This is a genomic window from Mesorhizobium erdmanii USDA 3471 (assembly GCF_000472705.1).
Classification (GTDB): Bacteria; Pseudomonadota; Alphaproteobacteria; order Rhizobiales; family Rhizobiaceae; genus Mesorhizobium; species Mesorhizobium erdmanii.
On record NZ_AXAE01000008.1, the window covers coordinates 374,834 to 392,097 of the forward strand.

The 17,264-nt window shown below is 61.5% G+C and carries 21 protein-coding genes and 1 tRNA gene; 10 read left to right on the forward strand and 12 right to left on the reverse strand.

The window, feature by feature from the left end; all coding sequences use genetic code 11:
- Positions 1-178 precede the first annotated feature (178 nt).
- Positions 179-787 carry a hypothetical protein gene (locus tag A3AU_RS0104560; protein WP_027051745.1) on the forward strand — a complete coding sequence of 203 codons (609 nt, stop codon included), beginning with the start codon at positions 179-181 and terminating at the stop codon, positions 785-787.
- 67 nt (positions 788-854) lie between these two features.
- Here the strand turns inward: A3AU_RS0104560 and A3AU_RS0104565 are convergent, their stop codons facing one another.
- Both A3AU_RS0104565 and A3AU_RS0104570 read right to left on the reverse strand, forming a co-directional pair.
- Positions 855-2,435, reverse strand: coding sequence for a DEAD/DEAH box helicase (locus A3AU_RS0104565; RefSeq protein ID WP_027051746.1), 1,581 nt, complete (start codon positions 2,433-2,435; stop codon positions 855-857).
- 192 nt (positions 2,436-2,627) lie between these two features.
- A complete protein-coding gene (locus A3AU_RS0104570; protein WP_027051747.1) occupies positions 2,628-3,398 on the reverse strand; it encodes an NAD kinase in 771 nt (256 codons plus the stop codon).
- Between the two features lie 214 nt (positions 3,399-3,612).
- On the opposite strand from A3AU_RS0104570, the gene A3AU_RS0104575 reads away from it, so the two are divergent.
- Positions 3,613-3,933, forward strand: a complete 321-nt coding sequence (locus A3AU_RS0104575) for a hypothetical protein (RefSeq protein WP_245235413.1) — start codon at positions 3,613-3,615, stop codon at positions 3,931-3,933.
- A 184-nt stretch (positions 3,934-4,117) separates the two neighbouring features.
- A complete protein-coding gene (locus tag A3AU_RS0104580) occupies positions 4,118-5,089 on the forward strand; it encodes an NAD-dependent epimerase/dehydratase family protein (RefSeq protein WP_027051749.1) in 972 nt (323 codons plus the stop codon).
- A 13-nt stretch (positions 5,090-5,102) separates the two neighbouring features.
- On the opposite strand, the gene glf is transcribed toward A3AU_RS0104580, so the two are convergent.
- Positions 5,103-6,287, reverse strand: a complete 1,185-nt coding sequence (gene glf / locus A3AU_RS0104585) for a UDP-galactopyranose mutase (protein WP_027051750.1) — start codon at positions 6,285-6,287, stop codon at positions 5,103-5,105.
- 17 nt (positions 6,288-6,304) lie between these two features.
- Positions 6,305-6,769: a hypothetical protein gene (locus A3AU_RS1000000138780; RefSeq protein WP_154674519.1), complete on the reverse strand. Its 465-nt coding sequence runs from the start codon at positions 6,767-6,769 to the stop codon at positions 6,305-6,307.
- 434 nt (positions 6,770-7,203) lie between these two features.
- On the opposite strand from A3AU_RS1000000138780, the gene A3AU_RS0104600 reads away from it, so the two are divergent.
- Positions 7,204-7,983, forward strand: a complete 780-nt coding sequence (locus A3AU_RS0104600) for a hypothetical protein (RefSeq protein WP_245235414.1) — start codon at positions 7,204-7,206, stop codon at positions 7,981-7,983.
- A 144-nt stretch (positions 7,984-8,127) separates the two neighbouring features.
- Complete coding sequence (locus A3AU_RS0104605) at positions 8,128-8,328, forward strand: hypothetical protein (protein ID WP_027051754.1); 201 nt, start codon at positions 8,128-8,130, stop codon at positions 8,326-8,328.
- Here the strand turns inward: A3AU_RS0104605 and A3AU_RS0104610 are convergent.
- The 5 genes from A3AU_RS0104610 to A3AU_RS0104630 are packed head-to-tail and all read right to left on the reverse strand — an operon-like array spanning position 8,325 to position 12,916.
- Positions 8,325-9,089, reverse strand: coding sequence for an MBL fold metallo-hydrolase (locus tag A3AU_RS0104610; RefSeq protein ID WP_027051755.1), 765 nt, complete (start codon positions 9,087-9,089; stop codon positions 8,325-8,327). The genes A3AU_RS0104605 and A3AU_RS0104610 overlap by 4 nt on opposite strands.
- Positions 9,090-9,092: 3 nt before the next feature.
- Positions 9,093-10,157 (reverse strand): ABC transporter ATP-binding protein, encoded by a 1,065-nt coding sequence (locus tag A3AU_RS0104615; RefSeq protein WP_027051756.1) that lies wholly within the window; start codon positions 10,155-10,157, stop codon positions 9,093-9,095.
- On the reverse strand, positions 10,154-10,936 hold the full coding sequence (locus A3AU_RS0104620) for an ABC transporter permease (RefSeq protein ID WP_027051757.1): 783 nt from the start codon (positions 10,934-10,936) through the stop codon (positions 10,154-10,156). Before A3AU_RS0104620 ends, A3AU_RS0104615 begins: the two co-directional genes overlap by 4 nt.
- A gap of 2 nt (positions 10,937-10,938) precedes the next feature.
- On the reverse strand, positions 10,939-11,820 hold the full coding sequence (locus A3AU_RS0104625; protein WP_081709443.1) for an ABC transporter permease: 882 nt from the start codon (positions 11,818-11,820) through the stop codon (positions 10,939-10,941).
- 13 nt (positions 11,821-11,833) lie between these two features.
- The gene (locus A3AU_RS0104630) at positions 11,834-12,916 is read right to left on the reverse strand and encodes a polyamine ABC transporter substrate-binding protein (protein WP_027051759.1); all 1,083 of its coding nucleotides are present in this window, start codon (positions 12,914-12,916) and stop codon (positions 11,834-11,836) included.
- A 92-nt stretch (positions 12,917-13,008) separates the two neighbouring features.
- Between A3AU_RS0104630 and A3AU_RS0104635 the strand changes: the two genes are divergently transcribed.
- Positions 13,009-13,623: a TetR/AcrR family transcriptional regulator gene (locus A3AU_RS0104635; RefSeq protein ID WP_027051760.1), complete on the forward strand. Its 615-nt coding sequence runs from the start codon at positions 13,009-13,011 to the stop codon at positions 13,621-13,623.
- Positions 13,624-13,757: 134 nt separating this feature from the next.
- Complete coding sequence (locus A3AU_RS0104640; RefSeq protein ID WP_027051761.1) at positions 13,758-14,327, forward strand: DUF2569 family protein; 570 nt, start codon at positions 13,758-13,760, stop codon at positions 14,325-14,327.
- Between the two features lie 66 nt (positions 14,328-14,393).
- On the opposite strand, the gene A3AU_RS0104645 is transcribed toward A3AU_RS0104640, so the two are convergent.
- Positions 14,394-14,469 (reverse strand) — tRNA-Thr (locus tag A3AU_RS0104645).
- A 157-nt stretch (positions 14,470-14,626) separates the two neighbouring features.
- Between A3AU_RS0104645 and A3AU_RS1000000139710 the strand changes: the two genes are divergently transcribed.
- Both A3AU_RS1000000139710 and A3AU_RS0104655 read left to right on the forward strand, forming a co-directional pair.
- Positions 14,627-14,794 (forward strand): hypothetical protein, encoded by a 168-nt coding sequence (locus A3AU_RS1000000139710; RefSeq protein WP_081294272.1) that lies wholly within the window; start codon positions 14,627-14,629, stop codon positions 14,792-14,794.
- A gap of 280 nt (positions 14,795-15,074) precedes the next feature.
- Positions 15,075-15,380, forward strand: coding sequence for a BA14K family protein (locus A3AU_RS0104655; protein ID WP_027051762.1), 306 nt, complete (start codon positions 15,075-15,077; stop codon positions 15,378-15,380).
- 65 nt (positions 15,381-15,445) lie between these two features.
- Here the strand turns inward: A3AU_RS0104655 and A3AU_RS1000000140265 are convergent, their stop codons facing one another.
- On the reverse strand, positions 15,446-15,694 hold the full coding sequence (locus A3AU_RS1000000140265; protein WP_245235415.1) for a hypothetical protein: 249 nt from the start codon (positions 15,692-15,694) through the stop codon (positions 15,446-15,448).
- Positions 15,695-16,001: 307 nt separating this feature from the next.
- Here A3AU_RS1000000140265 and A3AU_RS0104665 point away from each other — a divergent pair, with 307 nt between their 5' ends.
- A complete protein-coding gene (locus A3AU_RS0104665; protein WP_027051764.1) occupies positions 16,002-16,373 on the forward strand; it encodes a hypothetical protein in 372 nt (123 codons plus the stop codon).
- Here the strand turns inward: A3AU_RS0104665 and bhcR are convergent, their stop codons facing one another.
- Entirely contained in the window at positions 16,374-17,195 is an 822-nt protein-coding gene (gene bhcR / locus A3AU_RS0104670; protein ID WP_027051765.1) for an HTH-type transcriptional regulator BhcR, read from the reverse strand.
- Between the last annotated feature and the right edge of the window lie 69 nt (positions 17,196-17,264).

A 17,264-nucleotide genomic window follows, 5' to 3' on the forward strand; every position in this document is an offset into this window, starting at 1 on the left:
TGTTCAGCTTGTCGATCATTATAATTAGTAGTAGCTAAAATAATAGCTTTCCCGCGGTCGTCCAAAGGAATAGAATTATTGCCGTTCCAGAGGGGATGAGGCGGTGCAACTGGCCGCGCGATAAGCATTTTCCGCCTCCGTCTTGCACGGCCAGAATTAGCAAGTCTGGGAGGAATGCATGACAAGAACAGCCAGCCTTGGGCGCTGCGGCGTCCTCGTTTTGACAAGCATTGCCGGTGTGTGGTTCGGCCTCGCCACGGCACGAGCCGAGGATGCCAGCAAGGCCGATATCGATGCCTTGAAAAAGTCGCTCGCCAAATATGAGGACTATACGGCCGCCGTCCGCGACCTTTATCTTTCGACGGTCGGCTGCGTCTACTACAGCGGAGAAAAGATAGCGGGCGCGATGTATTACCCGAAGGGCGCCATGGGTATCCATTTCGTCAATGTGCCAAGTGTCGGCCAGAAACTCGACCCGATGAAGCCCAACGTCCTGATCTACGAGCCAACCAAGAAGGGCCTGAAGTTGGTCGGCGCGGAATGGCTGGTGCCGCTGACGCCGGATGTCAAAGCGCCGCCGAAGCTGTTTGGCCAAACCTTCATGGGCCCGATGGAGGGACACTATCCGCTCATCCCGAGGGAGTTCGTCCACTACGATCTTCATGCCTGGCTGTTCAGCGACAATCCGAACGGCATGTTCAGTCCGACCAATCCGAACGTGAAATGCAGCAAGGCCGAGTTTCCGATGCTGGAAAAGCCGACCAAGATGATGCCGGGCCCAATGTAGCGGCTGAACAGGGCCAGAAGCTTACCGAAAGGGCAAGCCGGCTGGCCTGTCTAGAAAGCGGTCGGGATCAGACCTTGGCGACGATGCGCATGAAGGCCGGCATGTCGTCGCCGAAGCCAATGGTGGTGTCGTTATCTTCCTGGTGGCGATGGCGGGCAGGGCGGTTGCTGTCGCGCTGCGGTCTGGTGTCGCCGCGTTCCGGCGCGCGATCCGCGGAGCCCTTGCGCTCGCTGTTTTCCGAGCGGATCGCATCCTTGCGCGCGCGCCGCTCGCCGATGTCGGCGACAGCCGTCTCGGCCACATCGGGCTGTTCCTGCTGTGCGACCGCGCTTGAGGCATCTTCCTCGCTGTGTCTGGCGCGACGTTCGCCGCCCTTTTTGCGCTCGCCCCTGTCCTTGCGATCATCGTCCTTGCGGCCGGCGCGGCGTGGCGCGCCCTTGCCCCGGCGCGGCGCATCGTCTTCACCTTCGCTGGCGACCACGGTCGACAGGTCGCCGTCATGCCACTCGATCTTGGTGCCGATCAGCCGTTCGATGGCGTCGATGTATTTGGTGTCGGACTTGGTCGCGATGGTGAAGGATTTGCCGGAGCGCCCGGCGCGGCCGGTGCGGCCGATGCGGTGGACATAGTCCTCGGCATGAATCGGTACGTCATAGTTGAAGACATGGCTGACGTCGGGAATGTCGAGGCCGCGCGCGGCGACGTCCGAAGCCACGAGGTAGCGAAGCTTGCCGTCCCGGAAGTTGGCCAGCATTTGCATGCGGGCGCGCTGGTCCATGTCGCCATGCAGGGCGCCGGCATCGAAATCATACTTCAGCAGCGAGCGGAACAGTTCCGACACTTCGATCTTGCGGTTGCAGAAGATGATGGCGTTCTTCAGCTCCGCGTCCTCGGCCCGTATCAGGTTGCGCAGCGTCTCGCGCTTGTCCCACGGCTTGGAGCCGGATTTGACCAGTCGCTGGATAATGTTGGTGGCCGCCGACGCAGCCTTGGAAACCTCGACACGCACCGGCGCGTGCAGGAATTTTTCCGTCAGCTTGGTGATTTCCGGTGGCATGGTCGCCGAGAAAAACAGCGTCTGCCGGGTGAACGGGATCATCTCGCAGATACGCTCGATATCGGGGATGAAGCCCATGTCGAGCATCCGGTCGGCCTCGTCGATGACGAGGATTTCGACGCCGTTGAGCAAAAGCTTGCCGCGCTCGCGGTGGTCGAGGAGACGACCAGGTGTCGCGATCAGCACGTCGGCGCCACGCTCGAGCTTCTTGTCCTGCTCGTCGAACGATACGCCGCCGATCAGGAGCGCGATGTTGAGCTTGTGGTTCTTGCCGTATTTGACGAAGTTTTCTTCGACCTGCGCGGCAAGCTCGCGAGTCGGCTCGAGGATCAGCGTGCGCGGCATGCGGGCGCGGGCGCGGCCCTTTTCCAGCCGGGTCAGCATCGGCAGCACGAAGGAGGCGGTCTTGCCGGTACCGGTCTGGGCTATGCCCAGCACGTCCTTGCCGAGCAGGGCGTGCGGGATGGCACCGGCCTGGATCGGCGTCGGCTGCGTATAGCCGGCATCGGTAACTGCGGAAAGCACCTTCGGCGACAGGCCGAGGTCTGAAAAGGTCAACGCTTCTTGAGCGATCGTGGTGTCTGAGGACAAGTGTTGTCGTCTTTGGCTGGTTCGGGGAGGCGCAACGTTATTCGTCGCGGCAAGCGCCACGCGCCTGCAAGATTGGCATTGCGATTAGGCGCAAGTCCGCGATTTGTCAACAGAAACGGGCGGGATTGGCGCGATTGTGAAGTTGTAACCTTAATCGCGGTGCTTAATCCGGCCGCTTGTCTCTATGCCGGCTCAGTACCGGAACTGTTCGGCCAGGATGCGCTCGTTCCAGGAGTGGTTGGGGTCGAACAGCAAGGTTGCCGTCGCTGTCGGCGACTCGCGCACCGTTACCGAGGTCACCGCCTTGACCTCCGTGTGGTCGGCGGCAGCGTTCACCGGCCGCTTTTCCGGCTCCAGAATATCGAAGCGCACGGTTGCCTTGTTGGACAGCAATGCGCCACGCCAGCGGCGCGGGCGAAACGGGCTGACCGGCGTCAATGCCAGAAGCGGTGCGTCGAGTGGCAGGATCGGGCCGTGCGCGGAAAGATTGTAGGCGGTGGACCCGGCCGGCGTCGCGATCATGACGCCATCGCAACTGAGTTCCTCGAGCCGTATCTGGTCGTCGACGCTGATGCGGATCTTGGCCGTCTGGTAGGATTGGCGCCACAGCGCCACTTCGTTGATCGCCAGCGCCGAGACGGTTTCGCCTTCCGAGGTGACGGCCAGCATTTCCAGCGGGCGGATGGTTTCGGCGACCGCGGCCGCAATCCGCTCGGTGAGCCCTCCCGAACGGTACTCATTCATCAGGAACCCGATGGTGCCACGGTTCATGCCGTAGACCTTCTTTCCGGTCCCCATCGTGTCGCGCAAGGTCTGCAGCAGGAATCCGTCGCCACCCAGGGCCACCACGATCGAGGCCTCGGCGATCGAACGCTGGCCATAGCGCGCCGACAGGCTCTCCAACGCCGCCTTGGCGTCGGATGTGTCGGACGAGACGAAGGCGATGCTGCTGGCTGTGCTCATGGCTCCCCGATCACGACCGATTGGCGGCGGCGGTCCGGCCGCGCCCGCGCCGGGGTAGCATGGTGCGGGCAAGTCTGCAAAGAGACCCGTCGCGCCACCGGCAAAGCCATGTCGCGACACCATCGTCGCGACCGCCAGGTCGCGCATCATGACAGGGCACGTGCGAATGTGATGGTTAAGACGGGGCTTAAAGTCTCGTAAAGATGGATGGATCATGTTAGCCGGCATGGATGGCGCGGGGGCGCCCGCAGCATTGCCGTATCCTTCGGGATGCCAAAAGGATGCTGTGGCAGTTTTGATTTGTGCGCATGATCCCGGGATGACCTTGATGTTCGGGGAGAGCACGCGCCAGCCAGACGAGGCCGTCATATTGCCGGTAACACGCCTGATCATCGTCTTTTTCATGCTGGGTAGCTTCGCGCTGGTCTTCGCCGCTCTCGTGCGACAGTCGGAAAGCAGGAGCATCAGGCCGTTGCCCACGGCCTCCCGCTGCGGCGATGCAGCCGCAATGCCTTGCCCGCAACGGGCGCTGTAGCCCACCAAAACGCCTACCCGCCCGCGCCACATATCCCGGCCACGGTTTCATGCTCGGGCGACCGGCGATCGGCTGGCGCAAGACAAGTTTTGATCGCTGCAATTGCGACATCGATGAAAGCACTGCTAGAAGACTTTCGGTCTTGATAGGGCACTGTTCCTGTCGTTTCTGGAAGGAAGTGCCCATGCCGCGCAGCGTGTTGGTATCTGGAGGCTGTGGCTTCATTGGCTCCCATCTTGTCGATCGCCTGCTGCGCCGCCATGACCTGGAAAGGCTTGTCGTCGTCGACAATCTGTGGACCGGATTGCGCGACAACATCGCCCATGTCGCGGACCCGCGGTTCAGCCTGCAGATCGCCGATGCCGAAACGTTCACGGCCGGCCGGGATTTCGACGAGATCATCCATCTCGCGTCACCGGCTTCGCCGGTATGGTACATGCGCGAGCCGGCGCGCACGATCAGGGCCAACATAGGCGGTGCGCTCAATCTTCTGTCACTGCTCAAGCCCGGCGGTCGCTTCTGCTTTGCCTCGACTTCGGAAGTCTATGGCGACCCCCATGTGTCGCCGCAACCGGAGAGCTATCGGGGGTTTGTGGACTGCACCGGGCCACGGGCCTCCTATGACGAGAGCAAGCGCTGCACCGAGGCGCTGCTGTTCGAAGAGCAACGGATCAGCGGGCTCGATATCCGTGTCGTCAGGCTGTTCAACACCTACGGGCCGCGAACGCGCATCGATGACGGCCGCGCCGTTTCGAATTTTATAAGCCAAGCCCTGACCACAGGCATATTAACCGTCTACGGCGACGGCTCGCAATCGCGCAGCTGGGGTTACGTCGACGACATCGTCGATGGCTTGGAGCGTTTCTTCTGGCGCGACAGCGTCTCTCACCAGGGCCCCTTGAACATCGGCAACAATCGCGAGGTCTCGGTTCTCGAGATTGCGAAATTCGTCAGTTCGCTTGTGCCGGGCAGCCGCATTGAACACCATGCGCCTGCTCCGCAGGATCCGTCGAACCGCTGCCCGGACTTGACCCTGGCAAGACAGGTTCTGCCTGGATGGGAGGCAAGGACCGCCTACGAGGAAGGGATCCAGCGCACCTTCGAATGGTTCAGCCGACAGATTGCGACCGACGGCAGATCGGCGGCAAGGGCCTGAGGGACTGGACCTGTCATAGCGACCGTGAGACAGAATCGAGCTTGCCTGCGAAGTAGGGTCCAAGCACGGTTTCGAAGGCCTTCAAGGCCGCGCCGATTGCCTGGTGCATGTCGAGATATCGGTAGGTGCCCAACCGTCCGCCGAGATGCAGGTTTTTCTCGGCGGCCGCCCGTTCGAGATAGCGACGGTACACCGCCTGGTCCCGTCGTGTGTCGATCGGGTAGTAAGGCTCGTCGGAACGACTGGCAAAACGGGAATACTCGCGGCCGATGAGTGTCCTGTCGCCCTTGTGCTCACGTTCCGGATTGAAATGCCGGAATTCGACCACGCGTGTATAGGGCACGGCTTCGTCGGCATAGTTCATGATCGCCGTGCCCTGATGATCCGGCGTGTCCATGACCTCGAGGTCGATATCGATGGTCCGCCAGCCGAGTTCGCCCTCCAAGTAGTCGAAATAGCGGTCGATCGGACCGGTGTAGACAACCGGCAGGTCTTTTGGCAGCAAGGGTTTGATATCGAAAAAATCGACGCCAAGCCGTGTTTCGATGAGCTCGTGCGCGAGCATTTTTTCGAAGATCGCCGTGTAGCCATCCACAGGTTGGCCCTGGAACCGGTCGTTGAAGTAGCCGTCCTCGAATGTGTAGCGGACCGGCAGGCGCGCGATGATCTGCGCTGGCAGTTCGCGTGGGTCTGTCTGCCATTGCTTGGCGGTATAGCCCTTGATGAAAGCCTCGTATAGCGGACGGCCGACGAGGGATATCGCCTTCTCCTCGAGATTGGCCGGCGGGCGATCGCCAAGCTCGGCTGCCTGTCCGGTGATCATGCCGCGCGCCTCGTCCGGGCTCAACCGCTTGCCGAAGAACTGGCAGATCGTGGCAAGGTTGATCGGCAGCGGATAGACCTTGTCGCGATAGGTCGAGAACCCACGATGGCGATAGCTCGTGAAACCGGTGAAGGCGCGCAGATAATTCCAGACCTCTTCGTTGGATGTGTGGAACAGATGCGGCCCGTAGCGGTGGATCTCGACGCCAGTGGCGGGATCCTGTTCGGTGTAGGCATTACCGCCAATGTGTTGGCGCCAGTCGATCACCAGCACGCGCCGGCCAAGTTGTGTGGCGATGCGCTCGGCGAGCGTCGCGCCATAAAAGCCGGCGCCGACGATGAGAATGTCGGCTTTGCCGAGCAGGTTCTTGTCCATTCGCGGATTTGCCGTCCTCATGGTTCGAGCATCATCTGAGACAGGTCGGCCGGCTTGAAACATTGCCTGCGCGGAAGGCGCCATAACAGTTCCATCAGTCGACGTGCCTGACGAAACTCATTTCGGTCCACGGCATAGTTGGCCACCATGCGCAGGCCGATGATGGGTCGCGATCGCCAAAGCCTGCCTTTGCGGTCGACGGCCTCGTAAGACAGGGGAAAGAACTCGCCGAAACGATATTGCAACGCCAACTGTTGGTATTCCGCTTCGGCCGTCCGACCGGACTTGGGCATTGCTGTCGCTACGTGAATTCCCACTGGCCGCGTATGACGAACGGGCAAGGCGTCGAAAATGACGATCAGATCAAACCCGCGTCCGGGATCGGCCGCTCCCCATCCGCGATGAAGAGAGTTGTCGCCGGCCCTGACGATGACAAGATTGTGGTGGTTCGCATTTGCCAAAGGTCTGCTTTCGACAGTCATGCGCGGGTCCGTGATTTCACAATGGCGGCGAGCCCTACACGAAAGCAAGATTGATGCAAAGGGCCGCCAGCGACCGGCGATTTTCCGGCCGACATCGAGGGAGAAGGTTTATTGCCAGTATGACTGGTGTGTCGAGGCCGAGTGTGTCAATTCAAGAACCGGAAGCTCGTGGCCTGAAACCTGTTTTACGAACCGCTATTGCCGGGATCGGCCATTGTACTGTCGTAACGATAGCTTCCGATGACCAAGACGCCGCTTCTATACGCTGCCACTCATAGGACGAGCATTCCATGAAACTGATTGTTGTGACACCGGCTGGCCGCGAGAAATATCTTCGCCTTCTCAGTCATCACGTCCTGAAAAGCCCTGAGGTGCACGAATGGCATCTGTGGGACAATTGCCGCAACGAAGCCGATCGGGCCTATCTCCAGCGATTGGCTGCCAGCGATCCGCGCTGCAGGATCAAGCAACTTCCGCATGCCGATGGCGGTTTCAATGTCATCGGCGATTTCTATCGTTTCTGCGACGATGCCGAAGCTTTCTACCTGCGCCTCGACGACGATGTGGTTTTTGTCGAGGACGGGTTCTTTCAGCGGTACATGACGAGGGTCATGGCCGAAAGGGGCTCGGCCATCTGGTACGCACCTCTGATCATCAACAATGCGATCTGCAATTCACTGCTCAAGCAGCTTTCCAGGGTCAGGATAGACGGCCCGCTTACCTGCCAGGCGTCGTGCGAATTCTCCTGGGCTCACGCCAGCTTCCCGGAGGCGCTTCATCCAGTCTTCGTCGAAGCCGTCCGGACCAATCGGCTTGATGATTTCCGGGTGCCGGACCGGGAGATCAGGTTGTCGCGCTTCTCGATCAATGCAATCGGATTTTTCGGGTCGGACATTGTCAGTCTGGGAGACGGATTCCATCCGCCGTCAGGCGATGAGGAAGAATGGCTGTCGGTGACGTTGCCGACCAAACTGGATCGGCCAGGTAAGATCTTTGGTGACATGACCGTAGCGCATTTCAGTTTTTATCCCCAGGAACGTCAATTGCTGCGAACCAACATTCTCGACGGCTACTATGAGATCGCCGGCTTGCCCGCTCCAATCTACGAGAAACCCCCGATCCGCTTGAGAGACCGGCTGAGGCAATGGAGGAGAGGCCGGAAGGCGTCGACGCCACCACGCTACACGATCTCGCTTCCACCTGTCACAACCTGAAGAGTGCCATGGCCGCTGAGCGCGCCAAGCAAGTCTCTCGGATCGTCAGCTCATAGAAGTGTTTGCCAGCGCCTTGCATGACCTCGCGAGGTAAACCGGCGCGTCCTTCAACCGGCGCCGGCGTTCCTGTAGAAATCGATTGATATGAGACGGCGGCCACACGGGCCGCTCAACGGCCGCGCGCCGCCGCTAAAGCCGATCCGCCGCAATCTGAACTACCTGGTTCATGGCGCCTGGTACCGGGATCACCTCAATCCGGCCGGCCGCGACACCGACGTGTTGCGCAAGACCATGCTGCTCCTGCTGCATCAAGCCTTTCCACGGCACTTCGACTTGATGCCTTAGCAGGGGCGCTGCCGCAGATGGCAGCCGGCCTGACGCTTCCGCGCCAGGTACTCATCGATCAGCTGGCGGTAGCGCACCTTGCCGAAGCTCGGGAAATGGCCGCCATGCACCACCGAGACATCGAGGTCGCGCATGGCGAGCAGCGTTTCCATGTAGTCCGGTATATCCGAGTGGTAGACGTCGTCGATCAGCGGCCCGTCATAGATGATGTCGCCGGACAGCAGGATGCCGGTCTTTTTCTCGTAGAGCGCGATGCCGCCGGGCGAATGGCCGGGCGTGTGGATCACCTCGAAGGCACGGTCGCCTAGATCCAGAATGTCGCCATGCCCAAGCAGACGGTCGGCCGGCGCGGGCCTGACTCTGTAGCGTGCCGTGTCCCAGCCATGCGGCTGGCGATCGAACATCTCCTCGGTGGCATAGGTGCCGGCGGCGGTCCATTCGTTGCGCGGATCGGCAAGAATCTTCGCCTCGGCGCTGTGCACGCAACGGTCGGGAAATTCATGGTGGCAGCCGATATGATCGAAATGGGTGTGGCTGGCGACGCAGGTCAGCTTGCGCTCGCTCACCAAAGGCACATGGCGCCTGAGGCTGAAATGGCCAAGCCCGGTATCGAACAGGAGATCCCGGTCGCGGCCGCGCACATGCCACATGTTGCAGCGGAAGAACGGCTTGATCCAGGGCTCATGGATCAGCGTCACGCCGTCGGCCATGCGGATGGTTTCATACCAATCCGGCGCCTCGATGACCGGCAGCATGCTCATCCCTCAGTTCGCCAGCAGGATCATGTCGCCAGCCTGGCATGAAATCGCGACCGTGTCGCCGGTCTGGACGGTGGCGGAAGCCGGAGCCTTGGCGATGAACCGCAGTGCCGCATCCACGGTCGAGGTGGCCAGCACCCGTTTGAAGCTGCCCTGGAATACGACGTCGCTGATTTTTGCCATGCCGAGCCCGACGCCGCCTTCATTGGCGCCGAGGACAAGATGTTCCGGACGGATGGCGAGGGCAACTTGCGCCCCGGCCTGCGCGGCGCCGGGCACACAGACCGAGCCGATCGGCGTTGCCACGGTCGCGGTGCCGCCCTTTGCCTCCGCCACGGTTCCGGAAAGGATCGTGCTCTCGCCCATGAAAGTCGCCGCGAAACGCGTCGACGGCCTGGCATAGACGCGCTCGGGCGGCCCTTCGTCCTCGATGCGGCCGTCGTTCATCACCACGCAATGGTCGGCCAGCGCCATTGCTTCTTCCTGGTCGTGGGTGACATGGATGAAGGCGGTCCCGACCCGCTTCTGGATCGCCTTCAGCTCGTCCTGCATCTGCCGGCGCAGTTTGAGGTCGAGCGCACCGAGCGGCTCGTCGAGCAATAGCACCGCGGGCTCGATGACCAGCGCGCGCGCCAGCGCCACGCGCTGCCGCTGGCCGCCGGAAAGCTGGTGCGGTTTCTTGTCGAAGGCGGCGGCCAGCCCGACCAGCGCGAGCGCCTCACGCGCCCTCGCGGCGCGGGTCGCGCCATCAACGCCTTGCATGCGCAGCCCAAAGCCGACATTGCCGCCGACGCTCATATGCGGAAACAACGCATAATCCTGGAACACCGTCGTCGTCGGGCGCCTGGCCGGTGGCACGGACGTGCAGTCCTCGCCGCGGATGAACACCTTGCCTTCGCTCGGGGTGACGAAGCCGCCCAGGATGGACAGCAGCGTCGTCTTGCCGGACCCCGATGGCCCGAGCAGGATCGTGTAGCTACCCGGTTCGATCCGCAGCGAGACGTCCTTCAGCACCGCCAGCTGCCCAAAACGATGGGAGACGTTGCGGATATCGACCAGAGGCGCGGTCATGTCTTTCTCCGGCGCAGCAATGTCAGTTCGAACAGCACCACCAGCACGATGGAAACGGCGAAGACCAAAGAACCGACCGCGTTTGTCTTGGGGTTGAGGCCGGAACGCAGCAGGTTCCAGATTTCGACCGGCAGCGTGGTGTCGAAGCGGGTCAAAAGGAAGGAGATCACGAATTCATCCCAGGAGAACGTCATCGACAGGAAGAAGCCGGCGAAGATCGCCGGTGCCATGACTGGCACAGTGATCAGCAGCAGCACCTTCCATTCCGGCGCGCCAAGATCGCGCGCGGCGCGTTCGATGTTGATCTGATGGTCCCCCATCTGGCTGTAGATGATGGCGAAGCAGAGCGGCAGGTTGATCACGACATGGCCGATGCCGGCCGCCAGCAGCGACTTCGGCACGCCGGCCCAGTTGAACAGAACCAGCAGTCCCATGCCGATGATGAGATAGCTGACCGTCAGCGGTAGCGTGATCAGCCCGCGCAGCAAGCCCGAACCGGGCAGCACGAAGCGCGCAAACCCCCAGGCGCAGAGGAAGCCGAGCGTGACGGCGGCCAGCGACGAGATAGAGGCCACCAGCAGCGAATTGACCAGCGCCGAAGTCAACCGCGCGTCGGAAAGTACCGCCTCGTACCAGCGCAATGACGGGCCGGTGAACGGCGGAATGGGGAAGGAGGTCGACTGCAGCGAAAACAGCACCAGCACGACCACCGGCAGGAAGATGAAGCCGTAGACGGCAAGCGCATAGAGCCAGGAAACGATGCGGACAGACTGGCGCATTGTCAGGCCCGCTCGATCTTCAGCCAACGCGCGCAGGCGAGGTAGGCGACGGTTACCACCGCCATCAGGATGATCGACAGCGCCGAGGCCAGCGGAAAATCGCCGCGCCGGCCGATCTGCATCATCACCAGCTGCGGCATCAGCAGCTCGTTGTTGCCGCCCAGAATCTGCGGCGTGATGTAGTCTCCGATGCACAGCACGAAGGTGAGGAAGGCGCCGACCATGATGCCGGGCAAGGTGAGCGGCAAGATGACATGCAGGAAGGTGCGCACCGGCCCGGCGCCGAGATCGGCGGCGGCCTTGCGGTAGCTCGGGCTGAGCTGCTTCAGATTGGCGAAGATGGTCAGCGTCAGCAACATGACGAAGAAATGCACGAAGCCGGTGACGGTGGCTAGCCGAGTGTTGGCGAGCTGCAGCGGCTCGTTGATCAGGCCGGAGCCGGTCAGCGCGCGGTTGATGACGCCATTCTGCGCCAGCACCAGCAGCCAGGAATAGGAGCGTACGACATAGGACGTCCAGAACGGCAGCACGGCCAGCATCAGCGCCAGCCTTTGCCAGCGTTCCGGCACCTGTTCGGCAAGAATCCAGGCGAAGGGATAGGCGAGCAGCACAGAGACCACGGTGACGATCGCCGTCACCTGCAGCGAGTTCACCATCGCCTGCCAGTAGGAGGGGTTGGCGAAGAATTGGCTGTAGTTGCCGAGCGTGAAGCCGCCGCCTTCATGCGCCGTCAGGCTGGAAAACCCCATGGCAAGGAACGGCAGCACGAAGAACAGCAGCGTCCAGCCGAGCGCCGGAGTGACCAGCGCCCAGGGCAAGGCGCGGCCCGCCCGGGGCAGGGCAGAGCCCGCCCGGGGCAGGGGATTGTCTCCAGCCGGGCTCACGAGCGGTATCGGCTCATTTTGCCTGCAGCATTTCGGTCCACATGTCCTGCATCTTCTTGTCGAGGTCGGCGCTCGGCGCCGGATAGGCCTGGGCGCGGGCCAGGAAGCCCGGCTGTTCGTCGAAGCGCAGAACTTTCTTCTGGTCGTCGGTGAGCGCCGCCTTGGTGTTCGACGGCATGCCCCAATAGCAGGAAGAGGTGGCGAGCCGCGCCTGGCCTTCCGGGCTCATAATGTACTGGATGAACTTCAAGGCCATGTCCTTGTTCTTGGAATCCTTGAACATGGCCAGCGACTGCGACCACAGCACCGCACCCTCCTTCGGGATCGAGAAGTCGAGCGCCGGGTTCTCCTTGGCGAGGCCCGCTGTGACCCATTCGCCGCCGCCAACCAATATGTCGACTTCTCCGGTGGCGAGCGCCGTCTGGCTGGCGGTCACCTCGCCGACCAGCTTGGCATTGGCCTTCATCTTGAGCAATTCGTCCTTGAGGGCGGGAAGGTCGGCCTCGGTGAGGTCCGACGTCTTCTTGCCGATGGCGAGCGCCGCCATGCCGATGACCGGCAAATAGTAGTCGTAAATGGCGACCTTGCCCTTGTATTTATCTGATGTCAGCGACTCGAGGGACTGCATGTCGGCCGGATCGACCTTGGTCTTGTTGAAGCCGATTGTGTTGTAGCCGAACTTTTCGGTGATGCCGTAGCGCTTGCCGTCGACGACCGTGGACTTGTCCATCTTCACCTGTGGGAACAGGTCGGCCAGCGGCAGCTTGTCTTCGGGCAGCGGCTCGAACAGGCCTTTTTCGACGCCGCGCGGCACGTCGATGCTGTCGATCACCATCACGTCCCAATCCCCAGGCTGCGACTGCTCCACGATGGCGAGCCCCGCACCGGTGCCCTCGAACTCCTTGACGTTGACCTTGACGTTGTTGGCCGCCTCGAAGGGCTGCAGCAGCGCCGGATCGGAATGATCGCACCAGATCAGCGCATTGAGATCGGCAGCCTGGGCACCGCCCGCCGCGATGAGCAACGCGGCGGCCGCGCAAGCGGTGGCGAGGTTGGACTTCAGGGTGGAAAGCGGATTCCGGGTGTTGCTGGTCATCGAGTGTTCTCCCTGCCTTGCTGGCTTGTTGGACAAAACTTGAACCAATTCTAAAATTGAGTCAATTATGATTTTCTGGCAAAGAGGCCGATATGAGTGGATTGCGCGAAAGACAGAAGGCGGACCGGCACCGCCGGATCATCGAGGCGGCGGCAGCACTTTTCCGCGAAGCCGGCTATGAGGGCGCCAAGATCGAGGCGATCGCGGCACAAGCCGAAGTGTCGATCGGCACGATCTACAATTACTACGAAAACAAAGGCGACATCCTCGGCGCCATCGTCTCGCTCGAGGTCAACGAGGTGCTCAATGCCGGGCGCGGTGTCGTCGCCAGGCCGCCAGCCAATGTCGGCGACGCGCTTGACACCCTGGTCGGCATCTACATCGAGCATTCGCTGCACTATCTCAGCAAGGAGATGTGGCGGCAGGCGATGGCGATCTCGACGCAGCTGCCCGACAGCCCGTTCGGCCAGGCCTACACCGCGCTCGACCGGGAGCTTACCGAGCAGATAAGCGCGTTGGTCGCCCGCCTCCAGGAAACAGGCTTGGTGCGCAAGGACTTGGACGGGGTGGCTCTGGGCGAACTGATCTTCAACAACATGAACATGATGTTCATCGAATTCGTGAAACGCGACGAGGCCAAGATTCCGGAACTGCGCGCGGCGATAAGACGGCAGAACCGGATCTTGGTGGCGGCGATCGGCGTGTGAGAGACGGACCTGTCAGGAGGTGGCAGGAAAAATCGCCGTTGTAGGAGTCAGACGCCGTTTCCACGCCATCGCGCCTCTTGAGTTGAATTTGAAATCTGATACAACCTGGAAGGGCATTAAATGGGGAGGGGTAAATGGGGGCGTTTTCCATCTGGCATTGGGTAATCGTGCTGCTATTGATCGGCGTGCCGGTTTTCTTTGCCGTTCGATCTGCCGCGAAGCCGTCACGGAATCCTGAGGCTCTCGTGGGCTTCGGTGGATGGCTGATGCTGCTGGCGATCGGCCAGGCGTTATCACCGCTGCGCACACTCGCCGACTTTGCAAACTCCGCCGACGGCTACCAGCAGCTCATGACCCTCTCAAATGGGCCGCTGGCGGTGTATGGCGAGGTCGCCCTTAATCTGGCATTTCTGGCGCTTCAGCTGGTTGTGCTCGTTTCGATGCTGCGGCGAAGCCACCGCTTTCCGCAATTGTTTCTTTTCCAGTGGGTTGCGATCCCGGTCGTGTTCATCCTGGACACGATCTGGATCGTGTCGATTCTGGGCGTTCCGGTGAATCAGGTGCTTGCAGGCGATGCGCTGGTGGCGCCGATAGCCTCGTTCGTTGGGGCCGGCATCTGGGTCGCTTATGTCTATAAGTCGGTCAGGGTGAGAAATACGTTCATCAGGACGAACGCATCTGAGCAAATTGCGAGCGCTTCATAGGGAATATCGGCGCTCAGGGCCGAGCCCGGAAGGGCTTCAAGCTCTCGAAGGATCGCTGGTCAGAACTGGTGCCCCCGGACGGAATCGAACCGCCGACCTTCGGTTTACAAAACCGCTGCTCTACCAGCTGAGCTACAAGGGCACTTGCGCTCCGGTAGCATATTTGCTGCGCCAGTAAAGACAAAACTCGATTTTCGGTTACCCCAGCGGTGGATGACGCCGTGGCCGCACATGCTGAAATCCGCAAACGAGCTTCCTACATAAGGCGAAGGTGCAACTGCTTCGGACCGGAGTGTCGCATGATCAGGCTTGTCATCATTCTCCCCATCGTCGTCATCGCCTGGATGCTGCTGGTGAGGCTCATCAGCGATGTGAAGAAAGCCAATGTCGACTGGACTGGCGTGACCACCATCATCGGCTTCATCGCGCTCGCCTTCTGGCTTCGTCACATCACGGGCATGGGGTGAGGTGGTGGCACCACCTCCATCATCACCACGGCCACGGCAAGGTTATCATTTTCCTTTGATGGAGGGACCCAATTCTCCCAAGACGGGCGGCTTCGGCCGCCCTTTTTGTTCGAGGTGATTTTTGCGATCGTCGGGGCGAAATGAAAGATGCCGGATACTGGGACGGCCGGTAGGTCTCTGAAAAAAATATTGAAAAAGGATCGAACCTTTTTACTTGCCGCAACGACAGATGATCAAGAGGCGGATGGATCGCCTCGGTCAACGAAGCAAGGAGATCGTCATGTTCAAGCGCACACTCGTTTCCGGCCTCATCGCCACCACAGTTGCCGCCACCGCGTTGGTCGGCACCGTTCAGCCTTCAGCGGCTCATTCGCATCACCACGACCTCGGCATCGGCATTGCCGCCGGCGTCGGCGGGTTTGTCCTGGGCAGCCTGCTGGCCCAGCAGCCGCCGCGGACCGTCTATGTCGACGAAGACGGTGGTTCCTGGCACGTCCGCCGCTGCTTCGATCGTTATGCGAGCTATGATCCGGACTCCGACACCTATATCGGCCGCGACGGCTATAGCCACTATTGCCGGCTCTAGGAGGAGGACCGGTTAAACGGAAAGGGGGCTCATCCGAGCCCCTTTTTCCGTTGTCGTACATATATTTACGGCGACGTCTTCGGGTTGGACTCGGAGATCGGCAATCCGGCCGCGCTGCAGGTGCTGCCGACGATATGCCTCGTTTCCGAAGCGTCGCCCATGGCGACGAGTTCGAAGCTGCTTCCCGAATCCGGGTAGATCTTGGCAATGAAGGCTTGGTCGCCGCCATAGCTGCCGGACGGATTCTTGCCGTTGACGAAGCCGCAGACGACGACCTCCTTGCGGCCGCTCAGCGTCCGTTCGCCGGCAAGCATCCTTCCGAACCTGGCGGAAGCAGGATCCGGCAAACGCTGACGGATGCCGGTGGTTATGATCTCCTCGAGGGCAAGCGGGATTGGGATGGGATCGACACGTTGGCCGCCGCCGACATCAGGTCGAGGTGCCGCCGCCACGCATCCGCAAAGTGAAGCGGTAAGCAAAAGCTGAACCGTTTTCCGCATCCGTGCCCTTTCGCACGCATTCGAACGCCACGGCAAGCCGGAGTCCGTGCCGCCGGCGGTGTACAGCGATTTTGCGAACGTCTAATCTTCTCATTCGAGCGCCAACGCAGGGGAGGGTGGCTTGGACGAGCAGGACCCCAAGGAAGATCTGAGGGAAGATCTGATCGAGACGGTTTTTCGCAACGGCACCGTCACCACTGTCGGCATCCTGCTGGCGTTTTCGCTGGGCTTCATCACCCATTGGGCGGCTAACCCGATTCCGTGGCGGGCCTATCATCTTGTCGCCGTCCTGCCGATCCTGGCCGGCATCGCCTTGCAGATGCGGGCGTTGTCCCTGTTGCTCGACATCGACTCCCTGCAGCGGCGAGTCTATGAACGCGCCAACCGCATCTTCATGGCCGGCCTCATCTTCACCGCCTGCGGTGTCGGCATGGCCATCCTGCTCGATTTCTTCGACATCGCGACCAAGAGCGCGCTGCCCGGGGCAAGCTGATCAGCCGGCTTGCTCGCCGCCGATCATCCTGGTCACCTCGGCCGCCGCGCTGCGCACCATCGGCCCGATCTCGGCCAGCCGCTCCGGCGTCACCCGCACGGTCGGCCCCGACACCGAGACGCCGCCGATCGGTTCGCCGAATTCGTTGAAGATGGCCGCCGCCACGCAGCGCATGCCGGGGTGCCGCTCCTCGTCATCGACCGACCAGCCACGCTGCTTGATGGCCGCCAGATCGTGGGCGAGGGCCGGGATCTCGGAAAGCGTCTTGTCCGTGAAGCGCTGCAGACCGGCCTTGCGCAAGATGGTGCCGACCCGCTCCGGCTCCAGATGCGCCAGCACCGCCTTGCCGATGCCGGACGCGTGGAAGGGGCTGCGTGTTCCTGGACGGAAGAAGGCGCGGATTGCCTGGTGCGTCTCGACCTGGCTGACAAACACCACGCAATCATCCTCGGCGACACCGAGATTGGCAGTCTCGCCGGTCTTCTCCATCAGTTCCTGCATAACGATGCGGGCACGGTCGACCAGCTTGCGGCGGCGCAGGAACGCCGCGCCCATGCGATAGGTCTCGACGCCGATCGACCACAACTGGTCTGAGGTGTCGAACTCGACCATGCCGTGGTTCTGGAGCGTCGTCAGCATGCGGTAGGCGGTGGAGGCGGCAAGGCCGCTCTGCGCCGCAATCTCGCTCAGCGACAGGCCGCTGCCCTCGGCGACAATGGCCAGGATACGCAAGGCCCGGTCGAGCGATTGCACTGAATTGGCTTCGCTGGGCCCGTTGAAAGCACGCGGACGGCCGCGCTGTCGTTTCTCGGTGGTTTCCATAGCGGCATTCTTGCCGATTTCGTCAAACAAGCAATGAAATAGTTTTTCACTCTGGGAGGAGGAAAATTC

What these genes read in the sequence shown, in the direction of transcription:
- A3AU_RS0104560 (WP_027051745.1), top strand. Translation starts at nt 179, where the DNA reads ATGACAAGAACAGCCAGCCTTGGGCGCTGCGGCGTCCTCGTTTTGACA.
- A3AU_RS0104570 (WP_027051747.1), bottom strand. Translation starts at nt 3,398, where the DNA reads ATGAGCACAGCCAGCAGCATCGCCTTCGTCTCGTCCGACACATCCGAC.
- A3AU_RS0104575 (WP_245235413.1), top strand. Translation starts at nt 3,613, where the DNA reads ATGTTAGCCGGCATGGATGGCGCGGGGGCGCCCGCAGCATTGCCGTAT.
- A3AU_RS0104580 (WP_027051749.1), top strand. Translation starts at nt 4,118, where the DNA reads ATGCCGCGCAGCGTGTTGGTATCTGGAGGCTGTGGCTTCATTGGCTCC.
- glf (WP_027051750.1), bottom strand. Translation starts at nt 6,287, where the DNA reads ATGGACAAGAACCTGCTCGGCAAAGCCGACATTCTCATCGTCGGCGCC.
- A3AU_RS1000000138780 (WP_154674519.1), bottom strand. Translation starts at nt 6,769, where the DNA reads ATGACTGTCGAAAGCAGACCTTTGGCAAATGCGAACCACCACAATCTT.
- A3AU_RS0104605 (WP_027051754.1), top strand. Translation starts at nt 8,128, where the DNA reads ATGAGACGGCGGCCACACGGGCCGCTCAACGGCCGCGCGCCGCCGCTA.
- A3AU_RS0104610 (WP_027051755.1), bottom strand. Translation starts at nt 9,089, where the DNA reads ATGAGCATGCTGCCGGTCATCGAGGCGCCGGATTGGTATGAAACCATC.
- A3AU_RS0104615 (WP_027051756.1), bottom strand. Translation starts at nt 10,157, where the DNA reads ATGACCGCGCCTCTGGTCGATATCCGCAACGTCTCCCATCGTTTTGGG.
- A3AU_RS0104620 (WP_027051757.1), bottom strand. Translation starts at nt 10,936, where the DNA reads ATGCGCCAGTCTGTCCGCATCGTTTCCTGGCTCTATGCGCTTGCCGTC.
- A3AU_RS0104630 (WP_027051759.1), bottom strand. Translation starts at nt 12,916, where the DNA reads ATGACCAGCAACACCCGGAATCCGCTTTCCACCCTGAAGTCCAACCTC.
- A3AU_RS0104635 (WP_027051760.1), top strand. Translation starts at nt 13,009, where the DNA reads ATGAGTGGATTGCGCGAAAGACAGAAGGCGGACCGGCACCGCCGGATC.
- A3AU_RS0104640 (WP_027051761.1), top strand. Translation starts at nt 13,758, where the DNA reads ATGGGGGCGTTTTCCATCTGGCATTGGGTAATCGTGCTGCTATTGATC.
- A3AU_RS1000000139710 (WP_081294272.1), top strand. Translation starts at nt 14,627, where the DNA reads ATGATCAGGCTTGTCATCATTCTCCCCATCGTCGTCATCGCCTGGATG.
- A3AU_RS0104655 (WP_027051762.1), top strand. Translation starts at nt 15,075, where the DNA reads ATGTTCAAGCGCACACTCGTTTCCGGCCTCATCGCCACCACAGTTGCC.
- A3AU_RS1000000140265 (WP_245235415.1), bottom strand. Translation starts at nt 15,694, where the DNA reads ATGCTTGCCGGCGAACGGACGCTGAGCGGCCGCAAGGAGGTCGTCGTC.
- bhcR (WP_027051765.1), bottom strand. Translation starts at nt 17,195, where the DNA reads ATGGAAACCACCGAGAAACGACAGCGCGGCCGTCCGCGTGCTTTCAAC.